Source organism: Planococcus lenghuensis, from assembly GCF_001999905.1.
Taxonomy (GTDB): domain Bacteria; phylum Bacillota; class Bacilli; order Bacillales_A; family Planococcaceae; genus Indiicoccus; species Indiicoccus lenghuensis.
Map to the genome: position 1 here is coordinate 14,812 of NZ_CP019641.1, position 26,624 is coordinate 41,435.

Genomic DNA, 26,624 nt, shown 5'->3' on the forward strand with positions numbered 1-26,624 from the left:
CTTTTGAGAATCCTGGTTTTTCTTTAGGAGGGGTTTGAATGACAAAAACAATGCTGATTTCAAATGTAATGATAGGAGACGCAGAACAAGAGAGCTTCACCGGCAATCTATTAATCGAGGGAAGCGAAATTACGAACGTAATGGAATCCGGAAGCTATGACGCGGATATACACATTGACGCCACAGGGAAAAATTGGGCAGCTGTTCCGGGATTCATCGATTTGCATATCCACGGAGCGGCCGGATATGACACGATGGATGCGACGCAGGAAGCGCTCAGAGGGATTGCCCAGGCATTGCCGAAGGAGGGGACAACGAGTTTTCTGGCGACGACGATGACACAACGCGGCGACGCCATTGCCGCGGCCCTGAAAGCCATTGGGCGATTCCAGCTGACAAGCGGGCAAGCAGAACTGCTCGGTGTCCACCTGGAAGGCCCGTTCATCTCTGCAAAACGGGCCGGGGCGCAACCCATCGGCCATATCATTCCGCCATCCCTTCCGCTGTTCGAAGAATGGCAGACACTCAGCGGGGATCGCATCCGCCTCGTTACCATCGCGCCGGAAACCGAAGGCGGCCTCGATTTTATACAAACGATGACGAACCGGGGCATCCTGTCTTCCATCGGTCATTCCGATGCGACTTTTGAGGACGTGGAACATGCCATACAGGCTGGGGCCAGCCGCGTCACGCATTTGTATAACCAGATGAGCCCGTTCCATCATCGGAATCCCGGCGTGGTGGGCGGTGCTCTCTTGGAAGATGGATTGAATGCGGAACTGATCGCGGATTTTGTCCACAGTCACCAAAAATCGGTCGAACTGGCTTTTCGTCAGAAGGGGGCAGAGCACCTGATTCTCATCACAGATGCGATGCGCGCGAAAGGACTGCCGTCCGGCACATATGAGCTGGGGGGACAGAAAGTGAACGTCAGCGGGAACGAAGCGCGTCTGGCGGATGGGACATTGGCCGGCAGCATCCTGACGATGGAGCAGGCCGTGAAAAATGTCCGGGCCGCCACCGGCTGTTCCGTAAGGGAACTCGTTGCGATGACTTCCGCGAACGCCGCCAAGGAACTCGGGCTTGAGCGCAAAGGGCGTCTCGCGGCCGGTAATGATGCGGATATTGTCTTACTGGATGAACAGTTCAATGTCCAGCTGACCGTTTGCAGAGGTGAAATCGCTTATTTCAGGGAGGTTGCGAAATGAAGATTCTGAACGTCGCCAATTATGAGGAAATGAGCAGCGAAGCGGCAAGGCTCGTTGAACAAGAAATCCAGCGGCGTAGTAATCCCGTGCTAGGACTGGCGACAGGATCCACTCCGCTCGGGCTGTACCGGGAATTGATCGAAGGATTCAACAGCCGCGGGATCTCCTACCGGAATGTGCGGACGGTCAATCTTGATGAATACAGAGGGCTGGCCAAGAACCACCCGAACAGCTACTATCAATTTATGAATAAGAATTTGTTCCATCATCTCGATATCCGGGAGGAAAACACATACATCCCAGATGGCCTGGCGCGACCGGTTGAAGCGGAGTGTCGGCGATATGAGGCATTGATCGACGAAATCGGCCCGGCCCATCTGCAGATCCTCGGGATAGGAACGAATGGCCACATCGGGTTCAATGAACCCGGGACGCCGGAGGATAGTCTTACCCATTGTGTCTCTCTCGCGGAATCCACCCGGAAGAACAATGCCCGATTTTTTGATTCGCCTGAACAAGTGCCGACGCACGCCATTACGATGGGGATCGCGTCAATTTTAAAGAGTGACAAGATTGTGCTGCTTGCTTCCGGAACACGGAAAGCCCAAGCTGTGAAAACATTACTGGAAGGGACGATTGATACCGGGTTCCCGGCATCATTTCTTCGGAAGCATCCGGATGTGACGCTGATTGCTGATCAGGAAGCCTTCCATCTCGCTAAAGCAGAAGGGAAGTGAACAATGTGTTGGATAAAGAGTCTCCTGTGCCGGTGTACATTCAGATCCAAGAAGAATTGAAACGATGGATTGAGGAGGAAAAGTATTCGGTCGGAACCGCGATTCCGCCTGAATGGGAGCTGACGGAACTTTTCGGGGTCAGCCGGATGACGGTCCGCCATGCTGTCACCAAGCTGGTGAATGATGGCCTGCTGCAGCGGGAAAAAGGGCGAGGGACATTTGTAGCTGCGCCAAAACTGAAGGTTGAGCAGCCGCTCACCGGACTCACCGGTTTTACAGAAGACATGCAAGCCCGGGGACTGACGCCGAGCAGCCGGCTCGTCGGTTTTGGCTCTGTCTTCCCGGAACTGGAGATTGCACAGGAGTTGCACATCAAAACTGATGAGAAGGTGTTTCAGGTTGAACGGGTCCGCTATGCCGATGGTATTCCGATGGCGATCGAACGGTCCTATCTGCCGGTCAAGCTGCTGCCGGGACTGACAGAAGATCAATTGCAGCATTCCTTGTACTCTTTGATTGAGCAGGAGTCGGGATTATCGATTGATCGTGCCGTCCAGCGCATGGAGGCAGCACTTGCGAAAAAAGAGGACGCAAAGCTGTTGCAGATCGAATCGGCTGCCGCAGTGCTCAAAATCGAACGCGTTAGTTTCCTGTCGGATGATAAACCGTTCGAGGTCGTCCGCAGCATCTACCGGGCAGACCGGTACACGTTTACTGTGGGTATGCATCGGACGTGAGGGGCAGTAGAATGCGTGTTTGAATCAGCAGGGAAAGCTGGATCGGGAGGAGCTGTTGGCAAATGCTCGAGGTGTACTTCAATAAAGTGAAAGAGATTCTCCAGTCTGTCGAGGAGCATGAAACAGAAAAGATGGCAGAGGCAGCCGGGAAAGTGGCAGCATCCATCCTAAACGGCGGGATTATTCAATTATTCGGCTGTGGACATTCCCATCTCCTTACCGAAGAAGTTTTTTACCGGGCAGGCGGACTGGTTCCGGTCAAACCCATATTGATCGAACCGCTGATGCTCCATGAAGGCGCATTGACATCTTCCCGGTTGGAGCGGCAGAACGGTTATGCGGCAGATTTCCTCACTGAACAGGATTTTCGGGACGGCGATGTCGTATTTGTAGTATCCACTTCAGGCCGTAACCCGGTGCCGGTCGACGTGGCGCTGAAGGCCCGTGAAAAAGGCGCGTTTATCATCGCCCTGACGTCGATGAATTATGCGAAGAGCCAAGCGTCCCGACATATCGATGACCGTTACTTGTATGATTCAGCAGACCTTGTAATCGATAACCATTCTTTGGCAGGGGATGCGGTCCTGCATTCCGCAAACGTCGATGTTCCATTCGGTCCGACTTCCACGGTAATCGGTGCGGCGATCGTGAACGCCATTTTTAGCGAAGCGATTCAGCTAATGGCGGATCAGGGATTCCAACCGCCTGTTTTTCTCAGCGGGAATCTCGACGGCGCCGATGAACACAACAAGCGGTTGATCGAAAAATATCGGGATCGGATCAGTTTATTGTCTTAGAAAGAAACTCGAAGGCGTTTCATTGCGTTCTTGCTCGCTAACATAATTATTGATTGGTTAAGGGGTAGCTCGGTCCATTTTCGATGCTTAACAAAAGTGGCGAGTAGTCGAGAAGTTTCCCTTCAAACAGCCTGAAAGCGTGTTAAATGGCGAGTAGTTCACGATCCTGGATCTTTACTACACCACAAGACCGCTCAATTCGGTTAGGAGTGGTCTTCCGTCAAGAAAGTCGATACTGCTTTATGAATCTTCTTTCGTGAACCGGCTACCACGCTTCGTTTGGTCGGACAGCCGGCGACGCCGGTTCGTAAATGAACCGATGCTCCAGTCGTCTATTGATCATGAAACGATTCTTCCGATGAAGAAGATCTGGTGGAAGAAGGTTATACCAGAGAGAGGAATTGCTGCTGAAGTTTCAAAATCGCAGAGCGCAGATAGGTTCAGCCGTTGAAAGACTAGTTGCTGAATCTGGTCCAGTTGCCCGACAGTTTGCTAAAACTGAAGCTAATGTGATGAAGGAAATTTTCAAAGCAGAAAACGAATGACTTTTTGAATGCTGGCAGGTGGATGAGGGCAAAACTTCTAATTTAGACTCGTATGCTTTCATGAATAGAAAACAAGCGGCTGAACTCTTTGGCGTTCAACCGCTTGTGTTGTATATGTTATTCCCGTTCCAATTCCTGCTCTTTATCCTTCACTGCAGAACCGATCTGTTGGAACGCCTCTTTTGTGCGGGCCATTTGGGCAGACTGGCCGTTTGCCTGTTCAAGCTGCTTACCCAACTCCGCTTTCGACTGAATCCGCGGGTTTTTCACCAAATACCAGCCGAGTGTAACCCCTGCTCGGTGCTCCGCTTTCAGGTTTTTCTCGTTCAAGACACTCCCCAGCCGCTGATTCAAGTGCTGCGCGTTCACTTGGTGAAGACGCGTTTTCTCCGGGTGTGATGACTTGGAGAGGAACCGATCGGTGTTCAGTGATTGCGCCAGTCCAATTTTCCGGACGAACTGGTCTGCTTCCGCCTTCTTCTGGAAGGTGCGCTGAGAAGTGTCCCCGCCTTCCAGCGTCACGGCGTACTTCCCTTCGTCCAGCTTCGTCACTTCCAGTACATCTTCGACTTTCCGGTAGTCCGTCACCAGTTCGTTGTTGTTCTCCAGCACGTTCAAGACCCCGTACCGTTCCTCGATTTCCTGAATCGGCACAATCCGATTCGTATTCGTCCGGAGGAAGTAATGCTGGTCCCGCTCGCTTTGCTCGATGGTTCCGTAGATGACGAGCCCATTCTTTGCATCCGCCAACTGCAGGGTCGGTTTGTCCTCAAACGAGAAGCCGAGCTTCGATTCCAGGTCTTCCTTCACTTTCTCGGGATTGATGGATTGATAAAATTCATTGATCTTTTCCTGCTGCAGGGAATTGAGCTGTTCGATCATGACACGGGAAGTCGATTGCACTTCCTGAATAGCCTGTTTCGCCAAATCCAAATCCTGCGCCCAGGTTGCGATATAGCCCGTCGAAGAGAGCGACGTATCGAATCCGTAATATTGTGAGACGATGTAAGCTGTGCATTCCGCCTGTGCTTCCTTATGCCCGCGCGGCAGCTCGTTCAAGTCGCTTTCCTGATGATGCAGCTGGCTGTGCGCGTATTCATGGATCAACACCCGGAACTTTTGCTCCACGGTCTGCGAGACAGCGGTATTGATGACAATGTCATCTGTCATCCGATTGTAGTAGCCGCCGTAGCCCTTGCCGTCATGCATTTCCTCTTGAATCGTAAGCGGAACGGTCTCATTCTGGTTCACTGAATCGATGAACCGCTCATACAGTTCAGTTAGGGATTCGGCAGACTTGAGGTCATTCTGGACAAATTCCCGGACATTCGGAATGTCTTTTCCGTCCGTCTGCGAGATATCGAATACTTTCCCAATCGTGAACCCGTTGATGCTCTGCCGGATCTCCGTCTGTGGATCGCCATTGGCATCCCGCAGGATCTCCCCGGTCTGCTGATTGACCTTCTGCGTTTCGATTTTCTTAAAGAGCGGCACGAAAATATCGAGCCCCTTCTCCCCTTTGTTCACGTGGCGGCCGAGTTCCTGCCACTGGCGAAAGCCGCGGACCATAGTGGCGTCCGGATGCTGCGAGACGATCATCAGCACATTATTGAACGAATACTGGTGTCCGCTGGCCATCACATCGAGCATTTCCTGGAACCGGTTATCACGAAGCATGGCTTCCAGGTTCTCTTCCAGCCGCTTATTGATATCCGTCAGATCCAGCTTCTTAGACATAATCGATCACATCCTTTCTGACGTACCACGCCTCGTATAGGGGCTCCTGCCGGCCTTCAATCCGGACAGGGGCGTAACAGACCACTTCGTAGTCTAGCACATCCTCCTCCAAATCGAGGATGCCTTCGTATGTAAGTGCCTCGAATGGCACCGGATCGCGAAAGCTCAGGATCCGTTTATCACTTGCGAGAATATCACTGATCGTCACCAGCATCCGCTGTTCTCCCCTTTCTGTCTTATAGCAGCGTCCGAAGATCGGTCGCTTCCTTTTCCTGCAGCCGCTCGGAAATGCTCCGTTCGGATTCCGGTTTTTCTTCCGTCACGAACTGTTCCGCTTCTTCCTCCCCTTCATCAAAATCAAGGTCGAACAGGGCCGACTGGTCGATTTCTTCTTCAATGACGCGAGTAGCGGTCCCGCCTGAAGCGAAGGGTTCCGTTTCAGGCTCTGTCTGCTGCGCTTCCTGTTCTTTTCTAAAGGAACTGAAACTTTCTGCAGCCGGCACTGGCACGTGCGTTTCTGTGTGACGCTCAACGTAGTCACCGAAGATAGCGGATTGCCAGGCTTTCTGCAGCTTCATGGGGTGAAGGCCGCTGATGAACAGGTAGCTGTCATTCCGGTCGATGTTGGCCAGGTCGCCTTCCGGAATAAGCGAGCGTTTGACGTACTGTTCCGACTGGCTTCGGCTGGCACTCGATTTTCCGCTCATGAACCCGCCGCTCTGGCTCATCGAACCGGTCTGAATCTTAGCCGTTGTCTCCCCTGCGAGCTGTGAGAAGTACTTGATCGTCTCCATGTCCTTGCTGCGAAGGTACAGGAGCGTGTCGTGGTTCGAGAGAATGGACCGGGTCATTTCCTTCCCGTAGATCGCTTCGAGTTGGCCATTATCCTGCACAATGGTATTCATCGATAAGCCTAAGCCGCGGCAGGTGGCCAGCACGCGTCCATATTTCTCGATCTTTCCGATATTCGCGAACTCGTCGAGCAGGAAGATCGTCGGGATCTTGAGTTTTCCTCTGTTCTCGTCGGCCATTCGGTAAAACTGGGCAATCAGCTGATCGAAGAAAACCGACGTGAGGGCGGTGAACGGGTTCTCGTCCATCGGCATTTTCACGTACAGGATGCTTTTATGTTCCTGGAATTCCCGGAAATCAAAATCGCTTTCTCGGGTCATCTGGCTGATTTTCTGCAAGGTGAAGATGCTGATCTGAGAAGCAAAGGAAGATGTGACACTGGCCCGTGTGTTGCCGCCGAGTGTCGTGAGCCCCTTTAGCAGCTGATACGCTGGATGATGCTGACCCAACTCCGAATCCACCCACTGCTGGAAAGTTTCTTCATCCGGCGCCACTTTTTCATTGAAGACATCCAGCACATCCTGCATGGACGCATCTGGAATCTCGGTCTTGCAGTACACAATCAGCCCGGCCAGCATCTTCTGGGCCCGTTCCATGAAGAAATCTTCTTTCCCGTCTTTCGTCGAGTTCTTGGCCACGGTGAGGGAAATGCGCTGGGCGTCCTGATCATCGAAGACGTAATCCAGTGGATTATACCCGTCCTGCTGGAACTTGATGAAGTCGATCTGATAGACCCGGTACCCCTGCTTCCGCTTGATGGCCGCCGTCTGATCGAACAGCTCTCCCTTAGGATCCGTCACAATCAGCGTCTCCTCTTTGTTATTGAGAAGGTTCGGGATCACATACGACTGGCCTTTCCCGCTTCCGCTGGATCCGACAATGTAGACGTTCCGGTTATCGATTTTGGTTGATTTAGGGATGATCAGGAGCTGTTTCTTGTTCGGCACGCGCCCGACAATCAGCCCATTTTCTAAAGCTGCCATTGTTTTCTCCGAATCCTTCGGATAGAACGTATTCTGTTCGGAGAACTGAACCCCATTGGCCGCTTCGCGGGGTGCCGTGAACCGGGCAGAACCATGTACCCCAAAGCCGTGGGCGTCTTCATACTTCGGTTCGAATAAATTCATCTTGGAAAGGAACCACACGAAGAAGAGGATGGCCAGCATCGCAACCAGCAGCTGTGACTGACGGCCGCTCTCCCCGAACAGAAACTCGATTGTCCCGATCCCGTCCAAAAGTAAAGTATCGAGTCGCTCCTTCTCTTCCAGGAAGCGGAGGAGTCCGGCAATGGTATAGCCGACCACCAACGAGAGAAGGAAAACGATACTGATTTTAAGGCCAGCGCCTTTTTTCAGCGTTTTATTCCGCATGTTGCTGTCTCCTTTCTACAGTTCAATTTCAAGTCCCAGGTAGCGCCGCATCCGTGTGTTTTTCCCCTTCCGGTTTAATTTGTCCATCCGCCCGGTTTCTTTGGTGCGTGGATTCGGCTGTGCGGATTGCCGGACGAGTTCGTCCATCAAGTCGATGCCGGCAGTGCCGCCCGGCAAGTGCCCTTTTTCCTGTTCACGGGCAGGGAGTCCGCGATAGAACGGATGGTCCTGCGACTGCCGGTACTGTTCGTGTTGGGCTTCTCGCTGCTCCTGGCTCTTCCGTGCTGCTTGCAAGCAATCCGGCAATGAAGGCTCGTCTCCAGCCAGCTTACTTTCGCGGTAATGATTGAGCAAGTCCGTCTTCATCTCCAGCGGAAGCGTTTCTAGTTTTTGAAGGACGCGCTCATTTGCCTGCGGGAATGTTGCACGGATCAGTTCACCCAGCTGCCGGTCGTGGAGCTGGGCTTTTTCTTCGTACCGCCCAATCAGCTGCTGTGCCGTATTTAACTTTAAAGAAGTTTGGTAGATGGCGTCCAGCTTCTGCCCCTCGCGGACGAGTTTCGCTTTTTCTGCGCCCAGTTTATCCCGGACTCTTGCCTGAATCCGGATGCTTTCGGTCGCCTTCTCAGCGAGCGTACATGCCTTTTCCAGCTCGCTCAGGTGAAGTTCCGTCTCTACATCTTCCGTAGCCGGAACGCGGTGCCAATCGCCGCTTAAAGCCGCTTCGATGACCGCCGCTTTATAAGCAGTCGTCCGGTCATTAAACTGGTGCCGCTCATCCAAATCCGGGTACAGATCATTGAAGGTATTATGCGTGATCAGGCTGTAGACCCGGTAAGTTCGCTCCGTGTGTGCGGTGACTGTTTCGTTGGTTTGGCTGTTCTTTTTAAGTGCTTCTTCCTGTGCTTCGAACGCATCAAGCCGGGCAGTGAACCGGTCATGAAACCGGTCGGATGAAAAGCCCTGGTTCGTCAATGCCGTTTTATCCCCTGCGAGATACGCCTGATGGGATGCGTCCAGTATCGCGTGCGTCACTTGCCCTTTCACTTGTTTTGGTTCAAGCGATCGTTCCTCCCAGCGGTACAAGCCTTCGAGTTCGTTTTTCACGTTCTTGAAGGATAGCTCTTCTTTTAAACGCCCTCTCATAAAGCGCAGGCTCTTTTGATAATCGGCATCCAGCTGCATCGTGATCTCTTTCGTATGCCGGTGAAGGAGGAGCTGCAGATTCTGCATTTTTTCTGTTGAGGAGAGGAAGGAAATGTTGTGGTTCAGCTGGGCAATCTGTTCATTCGCTTTCCGGATTTCCTGATTCAGTTCATGATAGAAGGTCTTCGCTTCCAGCCCCTTCTCTTCCATCCGCTTGACGTACTGGTACTCGTTCCGGCCAAGCCGGACTTGCGCAATTTTATCAAGCCCCCGCTCTTCGAACGACAAGGCAGAAACCGTCTTGTCAACGCCAGCTTCCTTAAAAGCCGTGTTGATCGCTTCCGCATATTGCATGCGCCACTTCACGAGGGTTTCCCGTTCGTTCCAGTCGGTCGCCGAAACGGTCTGGAAGATTTTCCGGCCCTCGTCATCCCGTTTAATGTCGCCGTTCGGTTCGTATTCATACTGACGTGTTTTTTTATTGCCCCATGTTCCATCCGCTTCAAATGGCCGGACCGTCAGCAAGATATGCGCGTGCGGATTGTGTTCTTTGTCCCGGTGAATCGCGACGTCCGCTACCATACCGGCATCCACGAACTGGTCCTGGACGAAAGAACGGACGAGTTCGTTTTGCTGCTTTTCATCTAGATCGACCGGCAGCGCCACGAGCACTTCACGGGCCAGCTGCGCGTTCCATGCTTTCTCGATTCGTTCGACTTCATTCCATAACCGTTCCCGATCGAGCGCCCACTCCGGCGCATGATCGGGCTTCAGGATGAAAGAGACAGGCGCTACTTCCCGCTCTTTAAACGACTTCAGCTCTTCATCCCGTTCCGAGTACAAATCTTCCCCGCTGCGGTAGCTTGCACTCGCTACTGCGGATTGGTTTTTCTTGCTGATGATGTTGGCCTGCAGGCGGAAGTAGCTCACGTCCCTTCTCTCCTTTCTGCTCATTGGGTTTGAAAATATCCGAAGGCGACAAATCAGGACCGGCAGGTCCAAAGCCCAGCACCACGACAGTGGTGTATAACTGGGCACTCGTCTTTTGACTCGGATCCATCATACCATATTATTCCCATTTTTCGTAGACTTTATTTACTTATATGTTAAAATATTTATATATAAATAAAAAAGGAGTGAAAACCATGCGGAACAATCTTGAAAAGATTTCAACCATCGAACAACAAATCGAAAAACTGAAGGAAAAACAAAAAGTGCTGGAGCAGCAGATGCAGCAGAACATCGGCCAGGAAGTGCTGAGGGCGTGGAATATCGATTCCGAACAAGAGGCGATCGAATGGATTCATCAGCTGGCCGATCAAGTCAATGAAGAACCTAAAAAGGCTGAACATCATGAAGAACCTGCGCAGCTTACAGAGTGGGATCACCATGAACAACAAACAGAATAACCTGGCGAAATCGAATGAGCTGAAGCAGCAAATCACGGAATTGAAACGAAAGAAAAAACGATTGGAAAATGAAACGAAACGAAGAGCGAACTGGGAGAAACGGAAGGCGCGGACCAAGCGGCTGGTTGAAACCGGGGCTCTTGCCGAAAAGTATTTTGCCTTAGAGGACTTATCAATAGAAGAACGGGAAACCATCTTCCGGACATTTTCGGAATTTGTGAAGAGTAAACGGCCGCCAAATAGATAAGAAAAACTAAAACCTAAACCGGTCAGTTGAGTGGTACAAAACCTAGAACAATAACCTAATTAACCCGCGAATCCCTATCCGGGTTCGCGGGCCTTTAAATACTATCTAATCAATATGGTTTAATGTATATATTGACAAGCAAATTAGCAGCCTTACAACTATAAATGTAAGTTGCTAAAACCACTGCTAAAAGTAATGTTGAAACAGACGCTAATTCCATTGAATAGCACTTATGATAGTACTTAATTTCTTAATAGTTCTTCTCCTATAGAAGATGTATATTGATTGAGTAGATATAGATTTAAGATAGGAGCGTTAGATTAGTGGATGAAATAAAAAATGCCTATAAAGGGTGCACCCTCAATAGACATCCCTTTCCGCTTTTCTTCGCCCTGTACCTATGCACTCCGTGTTGCAAGGGCTTTAGGTTCCAATCAGCCAGAAGGATACAAGCATATGCTTGCAGGTTCAAGATAACACAGATTGAATTTAAAAGATAAAGAGTACACTCCAAATCTCTCTGACAGCAGTGAGTATGCTGCTATTAAAAGAAAATGCCCGCTTTATTCAAGCGGACGGTTTGGAACGTGAAGGACGCTTAAAAGGGCGATGATGGTTTCCGCTGCCTCTTCAGCCTTATCGAAAAACAAAGTTTCTTGCGTAGTCAACAAAGTCACTTCCAACTTTTGTGTATTTTATATAGAACGAACGCTAATAAAATCCATGTTTTCTTTGCTGAAGGTTTGAGTGATACCTGTGGTGTTATACTGGCTAATCGTTTTCAACATAGAAAGAATAAAGTTCTCTGACATTTCGCCAGCTCCTTTCCTAAATGGAAAGTGACTAAGAAAAGTCAAATAGAATCCACAGTATTTTGTATCTATCATAACATATTAAAGGAGCAAGTGATGTAAGCAAGATGAATTTCAATGGTCGTTACATGAATGAGAGGCGAGGGAGAAGCAACAATTAGACCGTTCGATTTCGACTGTAGATGCTTGCTAAAACCAATGCTAATTGTATTGGTACAATGCTCGCGAATAGCCTGCTAATTCACTTGCGAATTGCTATGCTATTTCGCTTGCTAATTGCAGTGTCGCACCAATCAACTGAATGGATTAACCTAAACCTTCCAGGCTTTCTCTATCCCGAGGTTTAGGTTTCGTTGAGCGGAATGATCGTCCAGTCCAAGGATGTATTTTGTTGCAGGAACGCACGCTCCTCTTCGGCTGCCTCTTTGGTTGGAAACACCTTCTCTTTGTCCTCTTGACTAAGGACAAGTCCATTTACGGAACGGATAATATACGGCATGCGGTTCCCCTCCCTTTCTTTTTCGTTATACTGAAACATGAACCGGTCATTGGCAGTACGATTTCGCAGGAATCTTATTGCAGATCGCTGCAGAAAGGAGATAGCAGATGACGAAATATCCCACTACCTCTTACTTTATCACACCGGACCAGGAGAGATGGCTCGATCACCGGCTGGAACAGCAGTCCGCAAAAAAAAAGAACCAACAGATGTTTGAAATTTTTCAGTACGCCATCAACAATTTCCGAAAGCATGTCGAGTCGATGAACTGCTATATTGAATTGGTGCAGAACATTTCGGACGAGGAACTTGTAAAGGTATACCTCATCTACTCTGAACAGCTTCCGATAAAGCAGGCAGCGAATCTATTGTATGAAAAAATCCAAGCTGTTTATCCGGCTGCCGTTAAAAAATATACGTTGGTTTTCGCCATGCATGTATTCATGAATTACAAGAAATAAATTACATAAGAACGGTGGTAGCGAAACTGATAAATTAATAAGTAATTTTAAATCTATTAAATTGAACGATGCATGGCTTCAAATAATAGGGGGAATCAAGGTGTTTAACAAAAAATTTAACGAACAAATTCACATGTAATTCTAGCAAATCTAACGAGATTACTTTAGCGCTATCCAAATTTGTGATTTACATTGAAAAAGCCTTCCTAGCGGAAGGCTCTTGTTGTATTTGCTAATTAACAATACGACCGTATTGTTGAACAGCAACTAACAAAACAAAATAAAGAGCAAAGGCGCACAGATTTCGAATTAGTGCTCCTCATGCTTCTACTATTTGTACAAAATATGATGCAAAAACGACCACCAATTCACTTACAAATTGATGGTCGTTTTAGGCTGTATTTTCTCGTTTTGCGATAGGAAACGGAACCCGTTACCAGAAGGCAGATTCATTATCCTTAAACTCATTGTTCTATGGAACTTAGCAACACTTGTTCTTGTTCATCATCCATTGCAATATAAGCATCTATATCGACATAATGGATATATCCTTCTTCAGTTTCTTCATCACTGAAATAGATTTGATAAGAATCGATGACCGTTTCTCTATCCTCAGAATTCATCACATTCAATTGGAGCCCCTCACGTTCTGCAACGGGTGGTTTCCCTTGCTCTTTCCAATCTACAAAACCATCTAGAGCTTCCAAAATACCTGAGACCTTATCATAATCCTCAATCAATCGTAGTTCCTCGGTATCTGTCGGACCAATTTCCACTACCATAGCAACACGTTCCTCGGTACTTTCATTTATTGACTCAACGTTTTTCGTTTTCCCCAGTTCTGAAGACAAAAAGTGTTCTAGCTGCTCTGGCGATTCACTATGAAATGCAATACCAGTTTTTGAAAAAACGATTATTGTTGGATAGTCCTCTATCATCTCAAAATAATCTGAGTAAGGGGTTTCTGCAGTTTCACTGTAAGGTATAATCGTTAAATTTTTTATATTTCCACCATACTCCATAAAAATATCATTCACCTGATTTTCATAATCAGAAGAGACATCACCGTTTTCTCCAAATACGTAAATGTCATAAACTTCTTGTTCATTCAGTCCTGCTGTTACTGTGGAAAGGAAATCTGCTCTTCCCTGTTGCAGTTTTTCCTCCTCGCTACCGCTAAAGTAGAAAGATAAGAATAAAATTAACCCGAGTGTTACTACTATCGCTATCAATGCTTTCTTCAAAACATCCCTCCTAAAAATTCAATTATCGTCCTATTGCTAAGTTGTTTCATTTTTCGCTCTTTTGAGTAGAATTATACCTAGTCCTAGCACTATAACTCCTATTAGCCAAAACCAACTATAATCTGTCTCAAACAATGCTAGCAATAAATAAGCTATTGTTGCAAAATCATCGTATTCGCTGTACATAAAGATAACTGAAAAAATCCCATAGATAATCAATAGACCCCCAAAAACAATTAATAAGTAAGCTACTACTTTAATAAAAACTCACCCCTTATTTGGAAGACATCAATTCGGCCTCCATTAGGATTATTCAATACAATTGTTGTTCTTACTCTTTCACGTCGATGATTTCAGTGCACATCGGCAAACGCAACTCATTCTCCATGGAAGTTCAAGAATCATATCCAAGTACTTTTCCAACAATCTGCTCTGGCGAGAGGAGACCCCTAAACTGAGTTCTAAACCAGTCATCTCCAATGACATAGAAATGATCCTCAGGTACAGTCACCTCTTCTACATCCGTCTTCTCTGCAATACTTACATTAGCCTCTATATTCTCTTTGGATTGCATGAATCCATACTCGCCTTCTGCTAGCATATTCTTGAGTTCTTCCAAATCCGATCCTCTCCGATGGTAGCGCCCATAGAACGTATCCAGCTGCTTTCCATTGACATAAATCTGACCGCTTTCGATTTTGACTTTTTCGCCAGGTAATCCGACAATCCTTGTCAATGTGAACGAGCCATCGATCGAATCCTTGTATGCAATGACATCTCCTCTAGCAAACTCATTTTCCTCATAGTAACTCGGATCAATAACCACTTCTTTTTCATAGTAATCATAATTACCCCGATCCATCGAATCATACCTGTAATCGTAAACCACCATGTCAGCAGTCACATCTGTCACAATTGGAACGACAGGTTCCGTATCAAGGTCTGTAATCGCCTCGCTCGCAGCTACTTCACTCTCTGATTCAGCCCCAGGTTCTGAAGCTCCATCAGTGCAACCAGCCAATAACAACAAGGAGTACAGCGCCGTTGCCAGTGACAGTTTCATTTTCATCAATGAAATCACTCCTTTTAATTTCAGTTTACCATTAAAGACCCAATTCCCCCTTTTATTTATGTAAATATTTTGAACATTTTATTAATTTCAGATTGAGGCATTAGCTTTTGAAAGCAGAAGATGATTTCCTTTCTTTACATTCGTTATTCACTGGGAAATTGCTTGGTAATACGGTCGAACTGTTAGTTTGTATAAGTGTTACAGACCAAAAATGCTTGTATGGATTTTTTGTGTTTTTTTGGATGAAAGTAATCATCCAACGGTCGAAAGGGCTGCCGACTTCTAAATGAAGCAATAGCCCTTCCGTTTCTTCTCACTTCCTGTTTCTGCTTTTTAATCACATCCCTAATTCAAGTTTCGGATTTTCCTATTTGTTAACCCTGCCACTGAAACCAATACGATGCTGATTCCCGAAATCGCCATGGAGCTTGTCGTGCCGAAGTTCTCAATAATCAATCCGAATATCCAATAACTGACGGGCAGCAACACCAACCCGCCAAACATTTGAAAACTGGTGATTCGTCCCAGCACATCTTCTTCCACAAGCTCCTGGATGGCGCTGTCCCAAATGATGATAAAAGCGGTTAAACTGGCGCTGTCCCAAATGATGATAAAAGCGGTTAAACTAAACCCGATCATTGCGGTTAGCAGAAGAAGCAGCCACAGTTCGGGTTTGAAAGACAGCAAAAGAATCCCTATGCCTGATAAGCTCATGAAGGCATAATAAAGAATTCCTCGGTGGGCCATTCTGTCGATTTTCCCGATAATAACAGCACAGACCAACGCGCCCACCGCCATCGAACTCAACACCCAGCTGTATGTCAGTACGCCCGCATAGAACTCGTTTGCGAAGACTGGAAGAATGATCACATCAAAGGAAGCAATGCCAATATTGGATAAGGAGCCAATAAGGATGCTTGCCCCCAGCCACTCCCGTTTCTTCAGTGCCAGCCAGCCATCTCGGAAATCGTTCCAGAAAGAGGTTTTATCGTTCTCGTCGACCGCTATACGCTTTCTGGCCTGGCTTACCGCCACTGCCGAAACGAGCAAGGCAGATAATAAGAACGTGGCGGTGTTGATGCCGTACGCTGCATACAAGCCGATATTCACGACAAGTGCGCCTGCTACGACGGGACCGATCATTTCGCTTAGTTGCTGGGAAATGGAACGCAGGGAATTGGCAGATATCAATTGATTCTTTGCCACTAGCTGCGGAATGATGCCCCGAACCGCAGGGCGGTAGAAGGTGCTGATGAGTCCAAGCAACCCTGTTAAAGCATAAACATGAGGTAACTTAAGGGAGCCCATCACAAGCAGTAATGTAATCCCCGCCACTGCCATTCCTCTTATCACATCACAAATCAGCAGGATGATTTTTCTTGGCCAGCGGTCGACGAACACACCGCTTATTAACAGGAAAACAAGCTGTGGAATGATAAAGAAACTATGCGCGAACCCTAATTCAACGGCGCCTCCACCAGCATGAAACACAAGAAATGGCAGACAGGTCGCATAAATGGCCAGCCCAAAAAGGGAGATGCTCTGCCCGATCCACAAAAAGGCAAAGGGTCGGTTTTTCAATACGTGAGCTTTTACTTCAGGCGTTTTGTTCATTTGCATTCCCCCTACTGTCTTTTCGGTCTGGATTGCATCTGTTAGTCCTTCATAAAAAGAAGCCGCCAATGATAAGAGCGTCTGATTCAATTATCAGGGATAATGCTGGAAGCACAACACGTAAAACTTAGCTACAAAACTGCCAATACGGCCCGCTTCTTTCTGGTAATAGTTTCCTTTTTAGTGTAACCTACTGGTTGAACAATAGAAAAGGGGCTTTGTTGATTTTATATTGACGATTGAAGATGTGGTCGAATCGTTAACTTAATAAAAGCAATAATAAAAGCCGAGCACTTCATGAATGAAGTAGCTCGGCTTTGTTATTCAATCATTATTGCCCAATAAGATGGTTATTGCGATACATTCGAGACAACCGTCTTTCCACTATCTCTTAACATTTAGTCAGTCCCCGACTTTTTTGTACTCGGACACGCGCCCTTATTTTTCATTTTTTGTCGGTAGTTATTTAACAATACGGTCGAACTGTTAATTAATATCTTAACAGCTAGAACTCCCGCTCTAGATTCGTAATAGGGTTGCTTAATCACTTGGGATAAGACCTCGTGATGCTTCCGTTGCTTGAGGAGTCATTGAGAAGCTTTTATCACTTCCATCGCTTGGACTAAAACGACCACAACTATCCCGTAACCACAAGTAGTAGAATGAACTGTTACCGTTTTGATAGTTTAATCCAGAGTCTAGCGCTTTCCGCCTCTGCTGTAATAAAACCGCTGATTTCAGTCCCTGTCTATATGGTATCTAGTACGGTATCAAAGTCTTCAGGAAAATTTAACATCACTTGTTCGTCTGTGAATGAGTTAGGAAGTACGATTTCTATGGATCTATTCTCTTGTGTCCTTGTTTCTGCATCAACTGAAGTCCCAGACTCCGTCTCTAAAGCTTCAGGATTATCATCTCCTGTGATACAGCCAGATACAATTCCTAACGAAAAGGACGATGCAATGATAACGCACGTGATTTTCATTGTAGAACCTCTGGATTTATCCCTCTTTTCCAATTTGATATGGAAGCAAATTGAACATTTCAACTCCTCTCCTATCTCTTGTTTTAATAATATAACTCACATTTAGATATGAACATTATTAATCTACAAATATACATGTAGATTAATATACATGTATACCAATCTACATGTAGATAAAAATATAAAAGTGAGAAAAACATTGGAATATCTATTGCGAACGAACATCGAGAATGATAGTTTTAAATTATGAGTTTTTTCTACTTGTCTACAAATCTACATAGTATCGTTATATACGTTAAGTATAATGAAACATTACATAAATCCACCCTAATAATTTGGAGGCGATAAGGATGAAAGAAAGACAATGCCAAGTTGTAACTTTTGGAAACTTTAAAGGTGGAACAGGAAAAACGACGAATAGCACTATGATTGCTTACTGTTTAGCAAAGATGGGTTATAAAGTGTTATTAAGCGATCAAGATCCACAGGCAAATGCTACTAGTCTTTTCCTAAGAACAAAAACGCATCTCGAAGATGATGTCTTTACATTCGATAAGACACTAATGGCAGCTATTCAGGATGAAGATTTAAGTTCCATTATTACACCTATAAAAGAAAACCTGTATCTATTGCCAAGCTTCAGCGATTTTGCATTTTATCCAAAGTTTCTTGAAAAAAAGTTTTCATCTGAAGTCGATCGAGTTCAGTTTTTTTCCACGCTTCTCGAACCGCTCAAGAAGGACTTTGATTTCATATTCATTGATGTACCGCCTACCATCTCTATTATCACTGACTCTGCTCTCTTCGCCTCTCAGTATGTCGTAGTCGTGTTGCAGACACAGGAAAGAAGCTTGCAGGGCGCCGAAGTTTTTACTTCTTACTTACAAGGATTGATTGACGAATATGATGCTGATCTTGATATCTTGGGAATACTTCCGGTTCTCTTGAAGAACCAGGCTCCTGTTGATATTGTTACTTTGGAAAACGCCAAAGAGATTTTCGGAGAGCATAATCTATTTCAACAAATTGTAAAAAATATGGAACGCCTCAAACGGTTTGATATGACAGGTATTACTGAAGAAGATATGCATGATCGAAATGTCATCTCTAACTATACAGTCGTATCTCAAGAATTTTTAGAGCGGCTAAAAGCAGCTCAAACAGAAGAACTAGCAGTTTCAGGGGAGGAATGAATGAATGTCTGACCTATTAAGAAAAAAGCCCAAAAAAATAGAGCGAAGCGAATCAGTCGTTCCTAAAAGTACATTTTCTTTCCCAGAAACTACGGTCGCGCACCAAGAGAAGGTAGTTGAGGTTCCTTCTGAAAAAGAAAAGTCTTCCATTAAAACAAAAAAGCCAGCTGAAAAGACGACTACTGTTCGAGTGAGCGTTGCAATGAAACATAAGCTAAATGCTCTCGTCACTCTCGGTGTTGCTGACTCGGTTGATCAAGTGACAGATATATTGTTTGATGAATACGTGAATAACATCTTATCTAAAGAAGAGAAAAAACAACTGGAACTTATCTTGGAGCTCTATCGAAGTAAATTAAAGTAAGAAGCACAAAGTGAAGGCCCTGCTTTCACTTTGTGCTTCTTATTTTTGTGCTTTTCTTTTGCTTCCCTTAGCTTTTCTTTTATTATGATTGGTATTCTACTCCCCCGTCTTTTGTCAACTTAATGCATTCTAAATCTCTATTTTGAAAAGCCGTCTACATGTAGATATATAGATCGGTAGATGCATCTACAAGTAGATTTATATACAAGTAGATTTATATACATATAGATATATAGATTAATCTACAAGTAGATGTATAGATTAATCTACAAGTAGATGTATAGATTTATAAAAAATGTTAGAGGAAAGTTAAAGTGCTTGTGTATCAAACGTTCCAAGGAATAATAGGTAAATTTTCAATAGATTCATTTTAGTAGATATGTAGATAGGTAAATTTATAGATTTGTAGATTTGTATACAAGTAAACGTATATACAAATAGATTAGTAGATATGTAGATGTGTAGATTTATAGATTCGTAGATTAATCTACAGGCAAATAAGAGAAAGCGAAACGCCATTGTTTGAGGGACTATTCTCTTTTATACTTTAGTCGCAACGGAGTTATAAAAAAGCTTTTCACTGTTGAAGCAGCAATAAAACGGTTCTCCAAGTTATCTGTCAACAACAGAACTACCCCTCAATTGTGATGAAGCGAGAAGGCTCTTACAGGATACTTTATAGCAATGGAGAGAAATGAAATTTAGAGGGCTAATATTATAGCAATAAAGCCAGGGAGGGATCTGTCGGCGAAAGGCAAAAGAACCGACTGTTCAAAGCTAAAAGAAAGTCACGGGGTCTTAATATCAATACACATTTACTTTCATAAGCAGCTAGCGACCGCTGGTAGGAATTGCTGATAGAAAGGACTTGTTATACCTCAAGGATCTTTATAAGGGTGTGAGGGCCACCTAACGGGGCAGATGGAGGGTAAAATCCAGACCAATACCGCTTTTTCTTGGTTGTTGCATTTGTTTGGAGATAAGTATCCTTCTGTAGAATTTTACATAAGGAATATAAAAACAAAAATCCCACAACTAAGAATTACCAAAACAACCACCTAAAATAAACCCAACGGATTCCTAAGCATGATTTCAATTAGGTTCAATAGGGGAATCCATGTACCCAGCTTGATTACATAAAAAAACCCTCTTCTGAGTTAAGAGGGCAGGAGAACATTACGTTTCATCTTTTTTGGCTTCATATGCATCAAAGCGTTCAAAGATTTTATTCAGTTGCTGATTCTGGAAATCTTCACGGAATGCCCGGACAAAGACCTCAGCCGGATCGATATCCAGCGTATTGCAATAATGGACGATCCAGCCGATCGAGACATTTTGCATTCCCCGCTCGATGAGAGAAACCGTAGATCGATTTAATCCACTGTGCGCTTCGATGTCCTGCAGGGTCAGCTTTTTCTCTTTCCGGATCGCTTTTAGAGCGCTGCCGATTTTTTCGTAAATATCGCTTTCATTTTTGGAAGTCATAAAACGATTCCTTTCGGTTTTCGGTTCCGGTCTTTAGAAATCCATGTTATACTCAAACAAAATTTTATGTATATATAAAAAAATCCCTACTAACTCTGCTGTTGGTGAGTTTGGCCGACCGTCAACAGCAGAGTTTCCACGTAGAGAAATTTCAAGGTTAACTTGATTACGCTTATTATAGCATAATCTCCGCAGCCGTGAACAGGCATATCTACCTGTTCAGCAGTCCCGCAACTCCTTCGAAATTTCTCTTTCCAAGAACCCATTAACGGAACGGAAGGAGATTCACCATGACCAAGAAATACAATATCCAGGAAGAAACCGCCGAACGCTTTTACCGGCTCCCCAAACTCTTTTTTACCAGCTCCCGTTATAAAAAAATGAGCAATGACGCAAAAATTGCCTTTGCGATCCTCCAGGATCGGCTGGAACTGTCCATCCGCAATTCCTGGTATGACGAAGAAGGGAACATTTACTTCCTGTACGGAAATGAGCACTTAGGGGAGATCCTCAACTGCAGCAAACCCACCGTCATCAAAATCAAAAAAGAACTCCAGAAAGCGGAACTCCTCGAAGAAAAACGGATGGGCCTCTCGCAGTCAAACCGGCTGTATTTGCTGAAGCCAGTGGCTGAGGAAGAGGACGTGGAAGAGATTCATTCACCCAAAAAAGACACTGAAACCCTTGGCGCGCAACAGAAGTTAAAAAATTTAACTTCAAGAAGTAAAAAATCTTTACCTCAAGAAGTTAAAGATTTTAACCCTAATGATACTGACTTTAGTGATACTGACTTTAAAGAAACTGAAAATAAGATCCATCCATCCCCGAGTGATACAGATATCCCGGAGGTTCTTCAACAGGTCCTGTCTAAAAATCAAAAACGATTGATGGATGATCAAATTAATGTTGACGAAATCATTCTTCACTACCGGGCCCATAAAGACGTGCTAACTGATTATCAGTATGCGAATGCGGTCCAGTTCTCACTGGAAAAGACACCTGGCCGTATCCAGAATATCACGGCTCGCCTGACAAAAGCGGTAGCCGACAAGAAAAAGTGGCTGCAGCAGCAATCCCAGCCTGTACAAGCCCCAGTAGCCGGCAGACAGGAAAAACTGCCGGACTGGTACGAAGAATACCGGCATGAAGACGCCAACAAAGAAAAAAAGACGGCATCCGCGGACAGTGAAGAACAAACCTCTTCTCCGCGAAACTTTGAAGCAGAGAAACAAGCATTGCTGAAAGAGTTGGACGAGAAAAGACAAAGATCAATGTCCGAGCGCTTAAATTGATATATAACTAAAAAAATGTGGCTCATCACCAAAAGTCGGGGGTGACAGGCGTTCACCCGGTCTCCAAGCGGATTCGCAGGAAAAGATGGGCATCGTTCCGGTAGCCGTATCCCCGTCTTTTGATAAGTTTGATCTTATTGTTCGTTCCTTCCATAATGCCGTTTGATAAAGGGGACAGAATGGTTTCCAGTAATGCGGTTTCCCTAACGATCAGGCTCTTTGCGATTTTAGCTGCTGCCCGGCATCCATGGAACTGATAGCGCTTCATCCAGTCGGAAAGCCGTCGCCCTGCCTGTGTAGGTGTTGTCGCTTTGAAGACATACCGGATGTGCTGTAAAGCCTGATAGAGATGGCATAGGTGGCTGTCTTCCTCCAGCCAGCGGAATACATAGGCACGCTCTCCTTCAGTAAGAGCCGCCGGCTCACACGCCAGGCAACGGTCGATAAAGCGGACCGTGTGATGCTTTTTCGCCTCGATCAAATACCGGCGCCTCCTTTTGAGCGCCTCCGTAAAGAATTGAATGATATGGAAACGGTCCAGGATGTGGCCGGCGGACGGAAAGGTGGCTTGGATTGCCTTGGCCATGGCGGGTGCCAGATCGCTCACCACCACTTTCACAGATCCCTTCACCTTTGCCAGGACAGTTTTGATCGCCTCCTCGTCCCGTCCGCGGGCGACAGCCAGCACGCTTCCGGTATCGGCATTCAGCACACTGGTCGCATAGGAATGGCCTTTACGGAAAGCGAACTCATCGACACAGATCCGTTCCGCTTTTTCTTCTTTTGCCTGTTCTGGCGCATACCGGTAAAACCACCGTTCCACCGTGGTATATGGCAGCTGATACTCGGAGGCCACGTCCGAAAGGGCGCGGCCATGGCAGCGACGGACGATTTCGCGACGGTAGGCAGCGGTGGAATAACGGATGAGCCCAAGCCCGTAATCGTAGGTGAACGTGTAGGCACAACCCAAGCAGCGCTGTCTGGGAACGGCTAGTTCAATCCACAGGGTACCAATATGCCAGGCATACCCATGGCGAAAGCGGCGGATTTTCCGATCATGGCGATGGGTTCTTCCGCCACAAATCGGACAGCGGATACAGTGGGCCGGCGGATCGACTGGGAAAACAGCCGGCGCTTCATCGGATGGCGGAGAGACGGTAAAAAAGGCTGGCAATGGAATCAGGGATTTGATAAACTGGGTGCACAAAGCGAAAACTCCTATCGTGGTTTGTCTAGTCAACAATTACGATAACGGGGTTTTCGCTTTTTTTCTAATTTTTACGTTCAATCAACTTTCACTTACACAACCCCACGTTTCGGTGATGAGCCCTTTTTTTACGATTTTTCCATATATTGCACGTTCTAAATCTGACCAGTCTTCCTCTGTTAAAGAGAAGGATAACTGTTCTGTTCCTGGTTTCGGAGTTACAAGGCCATCCTCTGGTGAATCACCAACTCCAATAACTTGAATTTGCCCTGGTTTCTTTTTATTTAATTCAAGCTGATTGATTGTGGCGTCAAAACGCTCGTCTAATGAACGCAAAGCATTTAAAACTTCCCAAACGACGCGATATTTTTCATGATTATCTAAGACTGTATTTGGATCTAGGCCAGCTGGAATACCAATAGGAAGGATTACATAACCATAGTCTTTTCCTTCTGCTTTACGCATAACACGTCCAACTGCTTGAGCAATATCTATTTTTGATTTACGGGGTTTTAAGAACATTACAGCATCTAAATCAGGCACATCGACTCCTTCTGTTAAGAAACGAGCATTTGATAAGATTCGGCAGGTTTGATTTGGAATTTCAGATTTTAACCAAGAGATCTTTTCGTTTTTTTGAAGAGCATTCATAGAGCCGTCAGCATGATCTATTTCAACTGAAAACTGGTCTGTTTGATCACTAACCTCATTAATATATTCATCTACCACAGTTGAAAACATGTTCGTAATCAATTTCGAATCTTTGATTGTTCCCGTAAACGCAATTGCACGTTTCATCGGTGCTCCAAGTGTTTCATCTGACTGGCTTTTTCTTTTTACTAAACCATTCCAGCAGCCAATAATTTTTGTTACATCATCAAATTCCAATTCGGATTCCCGAGCCAATAATTGTTGGAACCGACGAGCTATGACTTCTTCATCTACAGCGAGCACCATTACTTTGTAGTCAGTCAAAATGTCTTTTCGAATTGCATCTCCAAAACCGATACGATAGAATTCCTTTCCGTAAATGGAAGGATCGCTCATATCAGCGATCAGCACTGACATTTCTTCGGCCTTCTTTTTTGCATCCTCTCCATAAACACGAGGCGTTGCTGTTTGGTATAGTCTTTTGGTCGTTTTGATATTGCTGTCAATATGTACTTTAGTAAAAGCTGAAGCTTCTTTTCCGCTCTCAGTTGCGCCAGTCGTGCGATGCGCTTCATCACAAATAACCAAGTCAAAATCATAGAAACCGTTCTTCTGGGCTTCGATCACAACGTCAATTGATTGGTACGTCGAAAATACTGTCAAGAAATTGCCTGGTAACTCACTGCTTTCAATCTGATCTTTGTAGAAGAGTAACTTCTCTTGATTAGTCGTAGCAGGATAGCCTAAGTCTGCCGCTGCGATGTCCTCTAATTCATTATTGCTTTCTGCTTTAGTTACTTTTCTATCTGAACATACGGCAATAGCATCCATATTGAAGTTTGTATCTGCAGTCCAGCTTCTTAAAGTTTGAGAAAGAAGTTGAATACTTGGAACAAGATACAAAACTCGAAAAACATCCTTTTTCTCTAAAGCCATTTTTTCAGCAATCGCCATGGAAGTATAGGTTTTTCCTGTACCTGGAGCCATAATCAGCTTTCCACGTTCTGTAGTTTTAAATCCTTCCATTACTGCTTCGATTGCTGGAATCTGATGGACTCGTGGCTTTTTCTTTTCTTGAAGTTGTACAGCTGTAGGATTGCTAAAAGAAAATGAAGACCAATCAATCTTACTTTCTCTTAAATCTGCTAGAGATATACGAGCAATTGTTTTATCTCTAAATTTCAGAGCATCATCGGCATTGTTACTCCAACGGTCTGTCGTTGTAATAATAATCCCTTCCGCATAATATTGCTTTCCGACTTCATTTAAAAATGAGTCGATATGCGCTTTCTGAATAATCGTATCTTCTGAGTGAAATTTACATTGAATAGCGACTAACTCACCTGTTTCGTGTTTTCTTGCTACTAGATCTACTCCGGTATCTTTCTTAGGGATTTTATATTCAGCTGGAACATCACTCAATTTCCAGACTTTATCAAATAAACGAGCATACATTGGCTCGTTTTCAAAATAAGCAGCAACAAGTAATTCAAACAAAGTTCCTCGATCACGTTGTGCATGTGGAACTATATCAATTTCTTTAATTAGATCTATGAAAGAACGCATACCCTCACGAGCTGTAACATCAATATCCATTTCAATCCTCCTAAATTAGCCGAACGATAAAAAATATAGCTATTTTAAGTATAAATATAACCTTTAAAAAAGAAAGAAGAATTTATAAGTGGTTGAACTGAACCCCAAACAGTAGACACTTTAAAAAAAGAAACCGTTTTGGGGTTAATTCACATCAATCCGGGTCTTTTTTTAAAAAAACCGAATTTCGGGCGATGTACGTTAATAATTCCATTTGCCCCCCGTACCATTTTTCTACGAGTTCCATTGTAGGTAATTTAAATAAATCTTTTATAAATTCATCTTCGAGAGTTTCAACTGCTATGTAATCAGTCACTGTACTACGTGGCCAAGAGTGTTTCCCTTTCAAGGACGCCGGGACAATGCCTAATAGATTTCTTCCGAGTACTTCCGGATCTAGTTGTTGAACTTTCATTTCTTTTCCACCTTTCTTATTGAATAGCAACTTGACCCAAGGCATTTATTGCTGTTTTTTATTTAAAAATATTTAGCTTTAATGATTTGCAAAACCCTTCAAGTCCAGGGTAAATCGTTTCATGGGTTATGTTCATCTGAATCAGTTTGAACCACCAGTATTGTAAGTCATCGTTATCGAATATTAGTTTTACAGCTGTTTCTTCGCCGTTTAAAAGCCCATTCTCAATGCCATAATCTTTAAGAATGTCGTCAAATGTCATGTTAATTAAACTAGGGACTAAAAATAATCCTTGTTGAACCCTTAACCGGTGATTCTTTTCGATTGCGTGATACGGGTATAGAAAAGGTTTGATGGGATTGCGCGTGTCATAAAAAATTCTATTTCTTTGAAAAGCATTAACGGAAATGGATTCATTGAACTGGTTGATTTGCTTTAAATTTAATGCATAGATGCAAAACCTCTTCGTTGCTCCATCTAACGCAAAAAAGCTGGCGATAAATGGAGAATGGGTCCAATCCAGGAAGCGTGTGGGTGTTCCGTAGTGTTGCATGACGGAAAAAGTGGTCAATCTCTCTTCAAGCCAATCTTCCATAACATCATCATTTTTGGGCTCTGAAATTTGAAAGTTGGAATACAACTTATAAGAGGATTTAAATTCTTCTTCCATTTTTCGTTCGATTTCTACACATTTTTTATTGTCAATATCACTTTTAAATGCTTTACATTCTCGATGTAGGGAAGATTCCAGAAGCCATTGCTCTGAATTTTGCCCACGGTAAACCCAATGTTTATCACTGAATCGTTCAATATGTTGATTGAATTGTTTCCAATCCGTCACTATAATTTCTTTCCACAATGTCAGCACCTCGGTATATGCAAAGTATGCTTGCCTTATATTTCCATTTACTATTATACAAAACTTGAAGAAGGAAAAGTAGACTTCTTT

Annotated in this window: 25 protein-coding genes; 11 read left to right on the forward strand and 14 right to left on the reverse strand. The window is 45.0% G+C overall.

Annotated elements, in window-relative coordinates; translation table 11 throughout:
• Positions 1-38: 38 nt before the first annotated feature.
• The 4 genes from nagA (at position 39) to B0X71_RS18750 (ending at position 3,479) form a co-directional block, all read left to right on the forward strand.
• A complete protein-coding gene (gene nagA / locus B0X71_RS18735; RefSeq protein WP_077591097.1) occupies positions 39-1,208 on the forward strand; it encodes an N-acetylglucosamine-6-phosphate deacetylase in 1,170 nt (389 codons plus the stop codon).
• A complete protein-coding gene (gene nagB, locus B0X71_RS18740) occupies positions 1,205-1,945 on the forward strand; it encodes a glucosamine-6-phosphate deaminase (protein ID WP_077591098.1) in 741 nt (246 codons plus the stop codon). Before nagA ends, nagB begins: the two co-directional genes overlap by 4 nt.
• Positions 1,946-1,950: 5 nt before the next feature.
• Positions 1,951-2,682, forward strand: coding sequence for a GntR family transcriptional regulator (locus tag B0X71_RS18745; RefSeq protein ID WP_077591349.1), 732 nt, complete (start codon positions 1,951-1,953; stop codon positions 2,680-2,682).
• 62 nt (positions 2,683-2,744) lie between these two features.
• On the forward strand, positions 2,745-3,479 hold the full coding sequence (locus tag B0X71_RS18750; protein WP_077591099.1) for an SIS domain-containing protein: 735 nt from the start codon (positions 2,745-2,747) through the stop codon (positions 3,477-3,479).
• A 662-nt stretch (positions 3,480-4,141) separates the two neighbouring features.
• On the opposite strand, the gene B0X71_RS18755 is transcribed toward B0X71_RS18750, so the two are convergent.
• Genes B0X71_RS18755 through mobQ form a run of 4 tightly spaced genes read right to left on the reverse strand, consistent with a single transcriptional unit; the run spans position 4,142 to position 10,059 of the window.
• A complete protein-coding gene (locus B0X71_RS18755; RefSeq protein ID WP_232336876.1) occupies positions 4,142-5,761 on the reverse strand; it encodes an ArdC-like ssDNA-binding domain-containing protein in 1,620 nt (539 codons plus the stop codon).
• Complete coding sequence (locus tag B0X71_RS18760; RefSeq protein ID WP_077591100.1) at positions 5,754-5,975, reverse strand: hypothetical protein; 222 nt, start codon at positions 5,973-5,975, stop codon at positions 5,754-5,756. Before B0X71_RS18760 ends, B0X71_RS18755 begins: the two co-directional genes overlap by 8 nt.
• 22 nt (positions 5,976-5,997) lie before the next feature.
• The gene (locus tag B0X71_RS18765; RefSeq protein WP_232336877.1) at positions 5,998-7,983 is read right to left on the reverse strand and encodes a VirD4-like conjugal transfer protein, CD1115 family; all 1,986 of its coding nucleotides are present in this window, start codon (positions 7,981-7,983) and stop codon (positions 5,998-6,000) included.
• 15 nt (positions 7,984-7,998) lie between these two features.
• On the reverse strand, positions 7,999-10,059 hold the full coding sequence (gene mobQ, locus B0X71_RS18770) for a MobQ family relaxase (RefSeq protein WP_198038768.1): 2,061 nt from the start codon (positions 10,057-10,059) through the stop codon (positions 7,999-8,001).
• A 215-nt stretch (positions 10,060-10,274) separates the two neighbouring features.
• Here mobQ and B0X71_RS18775 point away from each other — a divergent pair, with 215 nt between their 5' ends.
• On the forward strand, positions 10,275-10,538 hold the full coding sequence (locus B0X71_RS18775) for a hypothetical protein (protein WP_077591102.1): 264 nt from the start codon (positions 10,275-10,277) through the stop codon (positions 10,536-10,538).
• Complete coding sequence (locus B0X71_RS18780; protein WP_232336878.1) at positions 10,519-10,785, forward strand: hypothetical protein; 267 nt, start codon at positions 10,519-10,521, stop codon at positions 10,783-10,785. The genes B0X71_RS18775 and B0X71_RS18780 overlap by 20 nt, the downstream gene beginning before the upstream one ends.
• A 1,155-nt stretch (positions 10,786-11,940) precedes the next feature.
• Here the strand turns inward: B0X71_RS18780 and B0X71_RS21105 are convergent.
• Positions 11,941-12,096, reverse strand: coding sequence for a hypothetical protein (locus tag B0X71_RS21105; RefSeq protein ID WP_156889973.1), 156 nt, complete (start codon positions 12,094-12,096; stop codon positions 11,941-11,943).
• A 107-nt stretch (positions 12,097-12,203) separates the two neighbouring features.
• Here B0X71_RS21105 and B0X71_RS18785 point away from each other — a divergent pair, with 107 nt between their 5' ends.
• Positions 12,204-12,557, forward strand: a complete 354-nt coding sequence (locus tag B0X71_RS18785) for a hypothetical protein (RefSeq protein ID WP_077591103.1) — start codon at positions 12,204-12,206, stop codon at positions 12,555-12,557.
• Positions 12,558-13,021: 464 nt separating this feature from the next.
• Here the strand turns inward: B0X71_RS18785 and B0X71_RS18790 are convergent, their stop codons facing one another.
• The 3 genes from B0X71_RS18790 to B0X71_RS18800 all read right to left on the reverse strand — a co-directional run bounded on the left by B0X71_RS18790 (position 13,022) and on the right by B0X71_RS18800 (position 16,487).
• Positions 13,022-13,801, reverse strand: a complete 780-nt coding sequence (locus B0X71_RS18790; protein WP_077591104.1) for a hypothetical protein — start codon at positions 13,799-13,801, stop codon at positions 13,022-13,024.
• 394 nt (positions 13,802-14,195) lie between these two features.
• Positions 14,196-14,870, reverse strand: coding sequence for a signal peptidase I (lepB, locus tag B0X71_RS18795; protein ID WP_077591105.1), 675 nt, complete (start codon positions 14,868-14,870; stop codon positions 14,196-14,198).
• A gap of 348 nt (positions 14,871-15,218) precedes the next feature.
• Positions 15,219-16,487 (reverse strand): MFS transporter, encoded by a 1,269-nt coding sequence (locus B0X71_RS18800; protein WP_198038769.1) that lies wholly within the window; start codon positions 16,485-16,487, stop codon positions 15,219-15,221.
• Positions 16,488-17,822: 1,335 nt separating this feature from the next.
• On the opposite strand from B0X71_RS18800, the gene B0X71_RS18810 reads away from it, so the two are divergent.
• Complete coding sequence (locus B0X71_RS18810) at positions 17,823-18,665, forward strand: ParA family protein (RefSeq protein ID WP_077591108.1); 843 nt, start codon at positions 17,823-17,825, stop codon at positions 18,663-18,665.
• A gap of 4 nt (positions 18,666-18,669) precedes the next feature.
• Positions 18,670-19,029 carry a DUF5388 domain-containing protein gene (locus B0X71_RS18815; RefSeq protein ID WP_077591109.1) on the forward strand — a complete coding sequence of 120 codons (360 nt, stop codon included), beginning with the start codon at positions 18,670-18,672 and terminating at the stop codon, positions 19,027-19,029.
• Positions 19,030-20,205: 1,176 nt separating this feature from the next.
• Here the strand turns inward: B0X71_RS18815 and B0X71_RS18820 are convergent.
• Together B0X71_RS18820 and B0X71_RS21470 are read right to left on the reverse strand one after the other, a co-directional pair.
• Entirely contained in the window at positions 20,206-20,514 is a 309-nt protein-coding gene (locus B0X71_RS18820; RefSeq protein ID WP_077591110.1) for a helix-turn-helix domain-containing protein, read from the reverse strand.
• An 89-nt stretch (positions 20,515-20,603) separates the two neighbouring features.
• On the reverse strand, positions 20,604-21,011 hold the full coding sequence (locus B0X71_RS21470) for a hypothetical protein (RefSeq protein WP_232336879.1): 408 nt from the start codon (positions 21,009-21,011) through the stop codon (positions 20,604-20,606).
• Here B0X71_RS21470 and B0X71_RS21475 point away from each other — a divergent pair.
• On the forward strand, positions 20,895-21,806 hold the full coding sequence (locus B0X71_RS21475) for a replication initiator protein A (RefSeq protein WP_408634158.1): 912 nt from the start codon (positions 20,895-20,897) through the stop codon (positions 21,804-21,806). The two genes, B0X71_RS21470 and B0X71_RS21475, sit on opposite strands and share 117 nt — an antisense overlap.
• 52 nt (positions 21,807-21,858) lie before the next feature.
• Here B0X71_RS21475 and B0X71_RS18830 read toward each other — a convergent pair whose 3' ends face one another.
• Entirely contained in the window at positions 21,859-22,902 is a 1,044-nt protein-coding gene (locus B0X71_RS18830; protein WP_232336891.1) for an ISL3 family transposase, read from the reverse strand.
• Here B0X71_RS18830 and B0X71_RS21480 point away from each other — a divergent pair.
• Positions 22,822-23,058 carry a hypothetical protein gene (locus tag B0X71_RS21480; protein ID WP_232336870.1) on the forward strand — a complete coding sequence of 79 codons (237 nt, stop codon included), beginning with the start codon at positions 22,822-22,824 and terminating at the stop codon, positions 23,056-23,058. The two genes, B0X71_RS18830 and B0X71_RS21480, sit on opposite strands and share 81 nt — an antisense overlap.
• A gap of 36 nt (positions 23,059-23,094) precedes the next feature.
• On the opposite strand, the gene B0X71_RS18835 is transcribed toward B0X71_RS21480, so the two are convergent.
• From B0X71_RS18835 to B0X71_RS18845, 3 genes are all read right to left on the reverse strand, one after another.
• A complete protein-coding gene (locus tag B0X71_RS18835; protein ID WP_077591112.1) occupies positions 23,095-25,260 on the reverse strand; it encodes a restriction endonuclease in 2,166 nt (721 codons plus the stop codon).
• Between the two features lie 154 nt (positions 25,261-25,414).
• The gene (locus B0X71_RS18840) at positions 25,415-25,675 is read right to left on the reverse strand and encodes a hypothetical protein (RefSeq protein ID WP_077591113.1); all 261 of its coding nucleotides are present in this window, start codon (positions 25,673-25,675) and stop codon (positions 25,415-25,417) included.
• A 58-nt stretch (positions 25,676-25,733) separates the two neighbouring features.
• On the reverse strand, positions 25,734-26,534 hold the full coding sequence (locus B0X71_RS18845; RefSeq protein WP_198038770.1) for an FRG domain-containing protein: 801 nt from the start codon (positions 26,532-26,534) through the stop codon (positions 25,734-25,736).
• Positions 26,535-26,624: the final 90 nt, after the last annotated feature.

Coding starts and splice junctions, on each gene's coding strand:
- nagA (WP_077591097.1), top strand. CDS start 39: ATGACAAAAACAATGCTGATTTCAAATGTAATGATAGGAGACGCAGAA.
- nagB (WP_077591098.1), top strand. CDS start 1,205: ATGAAGATTCTGAACGTCGCCAATTATGAGGAAATGAGCAGCGAAGCG.
- B0X71_RS18750 (WP_077591099.1), top strand. CDS start 2,745: ATGCTCGAGGTGTACTTCAATAAAGTGAAAGAGATTCTCCAGTCTGTC.
- B0X71_RS18755 (WP_232336876.1), bottom strand. CDS start 5,761: ATGTCTAAGAAGCTGGATCTGACGGATATCAATAAGCGGCTGGAAGAG.
- B0X71_RS18760 (WP_077591100.1), bottom strand. CDS start 5,975: ATGCTGGTGACGATCAGTGATATTCTCGCAAGTGATAAACGGATCCTG.
- B0X71_RS18765 (WP_232336877.1), bottom strand. CDS start 7,983: ATGCGGAATAAAACGCTGAAAAAAGGCGCTGGCCTTAAAATCAGTATC.
- B0X71_RS18775 (WP_077591102.1), top strand. CDS start 10,275: ATGCGGAACAATCTTGAAAAGATTTCAACCATCGAACAACAAATCGAA.
- B0X71_RS18780 (WP_232336878.1), top strand. CDS start 10,519: ATGAACAACAAACAGAATAACCTGGCGAAATCGAATGAGCTGAAGCAG.
- B0X71_RS21105 (WP_156889973.1), bottom strand. CDS start 12,096: ATGCCGTATATTATCCGTTCCGTAAATGGACTTGTCCTTAGTCAAGAG.
- B0X71_RS18785 (WP_077591103.1), top strand. CDS start 12,204: ATGACGAAATATCCCACTACCTCTTACTTTATCACACCGGACCAGGAG.
- lepB (WP_077591105.1), bottom strand. CDS start 14,870: ATGAAAATGAAACTGTCACTGGCAACGGCGCTGTACTCCTTGTTGTTA.
- B0X71_RS18800 (WP_198038769.1), bottom strand. CDS start 16,487: ATGAACAAAACGCCTGAAGTAAAAGCTCACGTATTGAAAAACCGACCC.
- B0X71_RS18810 (WP_077591108.1), top strand. CDS start 17,823: ATGAAAGAAAGACAATGCCAAGTTGTAACTTTTGGAAACTTTAAAGGT.
- B0X71_RS18815 (WP_077591109.1), top strand. CDS start 18,670: ATGTCTGACCTATTAAGAAAAAAGCCCAAAAAAATAGAGCGAAGCGAA.
- B0X71_RS18820 (WP_077591110.1), bottom strand. CDS start 20,514: ATGACTTCCAAAAATGAAAGCGATATTTACGAAAAAATCGGCAGCGCT.
- B0X71_RS21475 (WP_408634158.1), top strand. CDS start 20,895: ATGAGCAATGACGCAAAAATTGCCTTTGCGATCCTCCAGGATCGGCTG.
- B0X71_RS21480 (WP_232336870.1), top strand. CDS start 22,822: ATGCCAGGCATACCCATGGCGAAAGCGGCGGATTTTCCGATCATGGCG.
- B0X71_RS18835 (WP_077591112.1), bottom strand. CDS start 25,260: ATGGATATTGATGTTACAGCTCGTGAGGGTATGCGTTCTTTCATAGAT.
- B0X71_RS18840 (WP_077591113.1), bottom strand. CDS start 25,675: ATGAAAGTTCAACAACTAGATCCGGAAGTACTCGGAAGAAATCTATTA.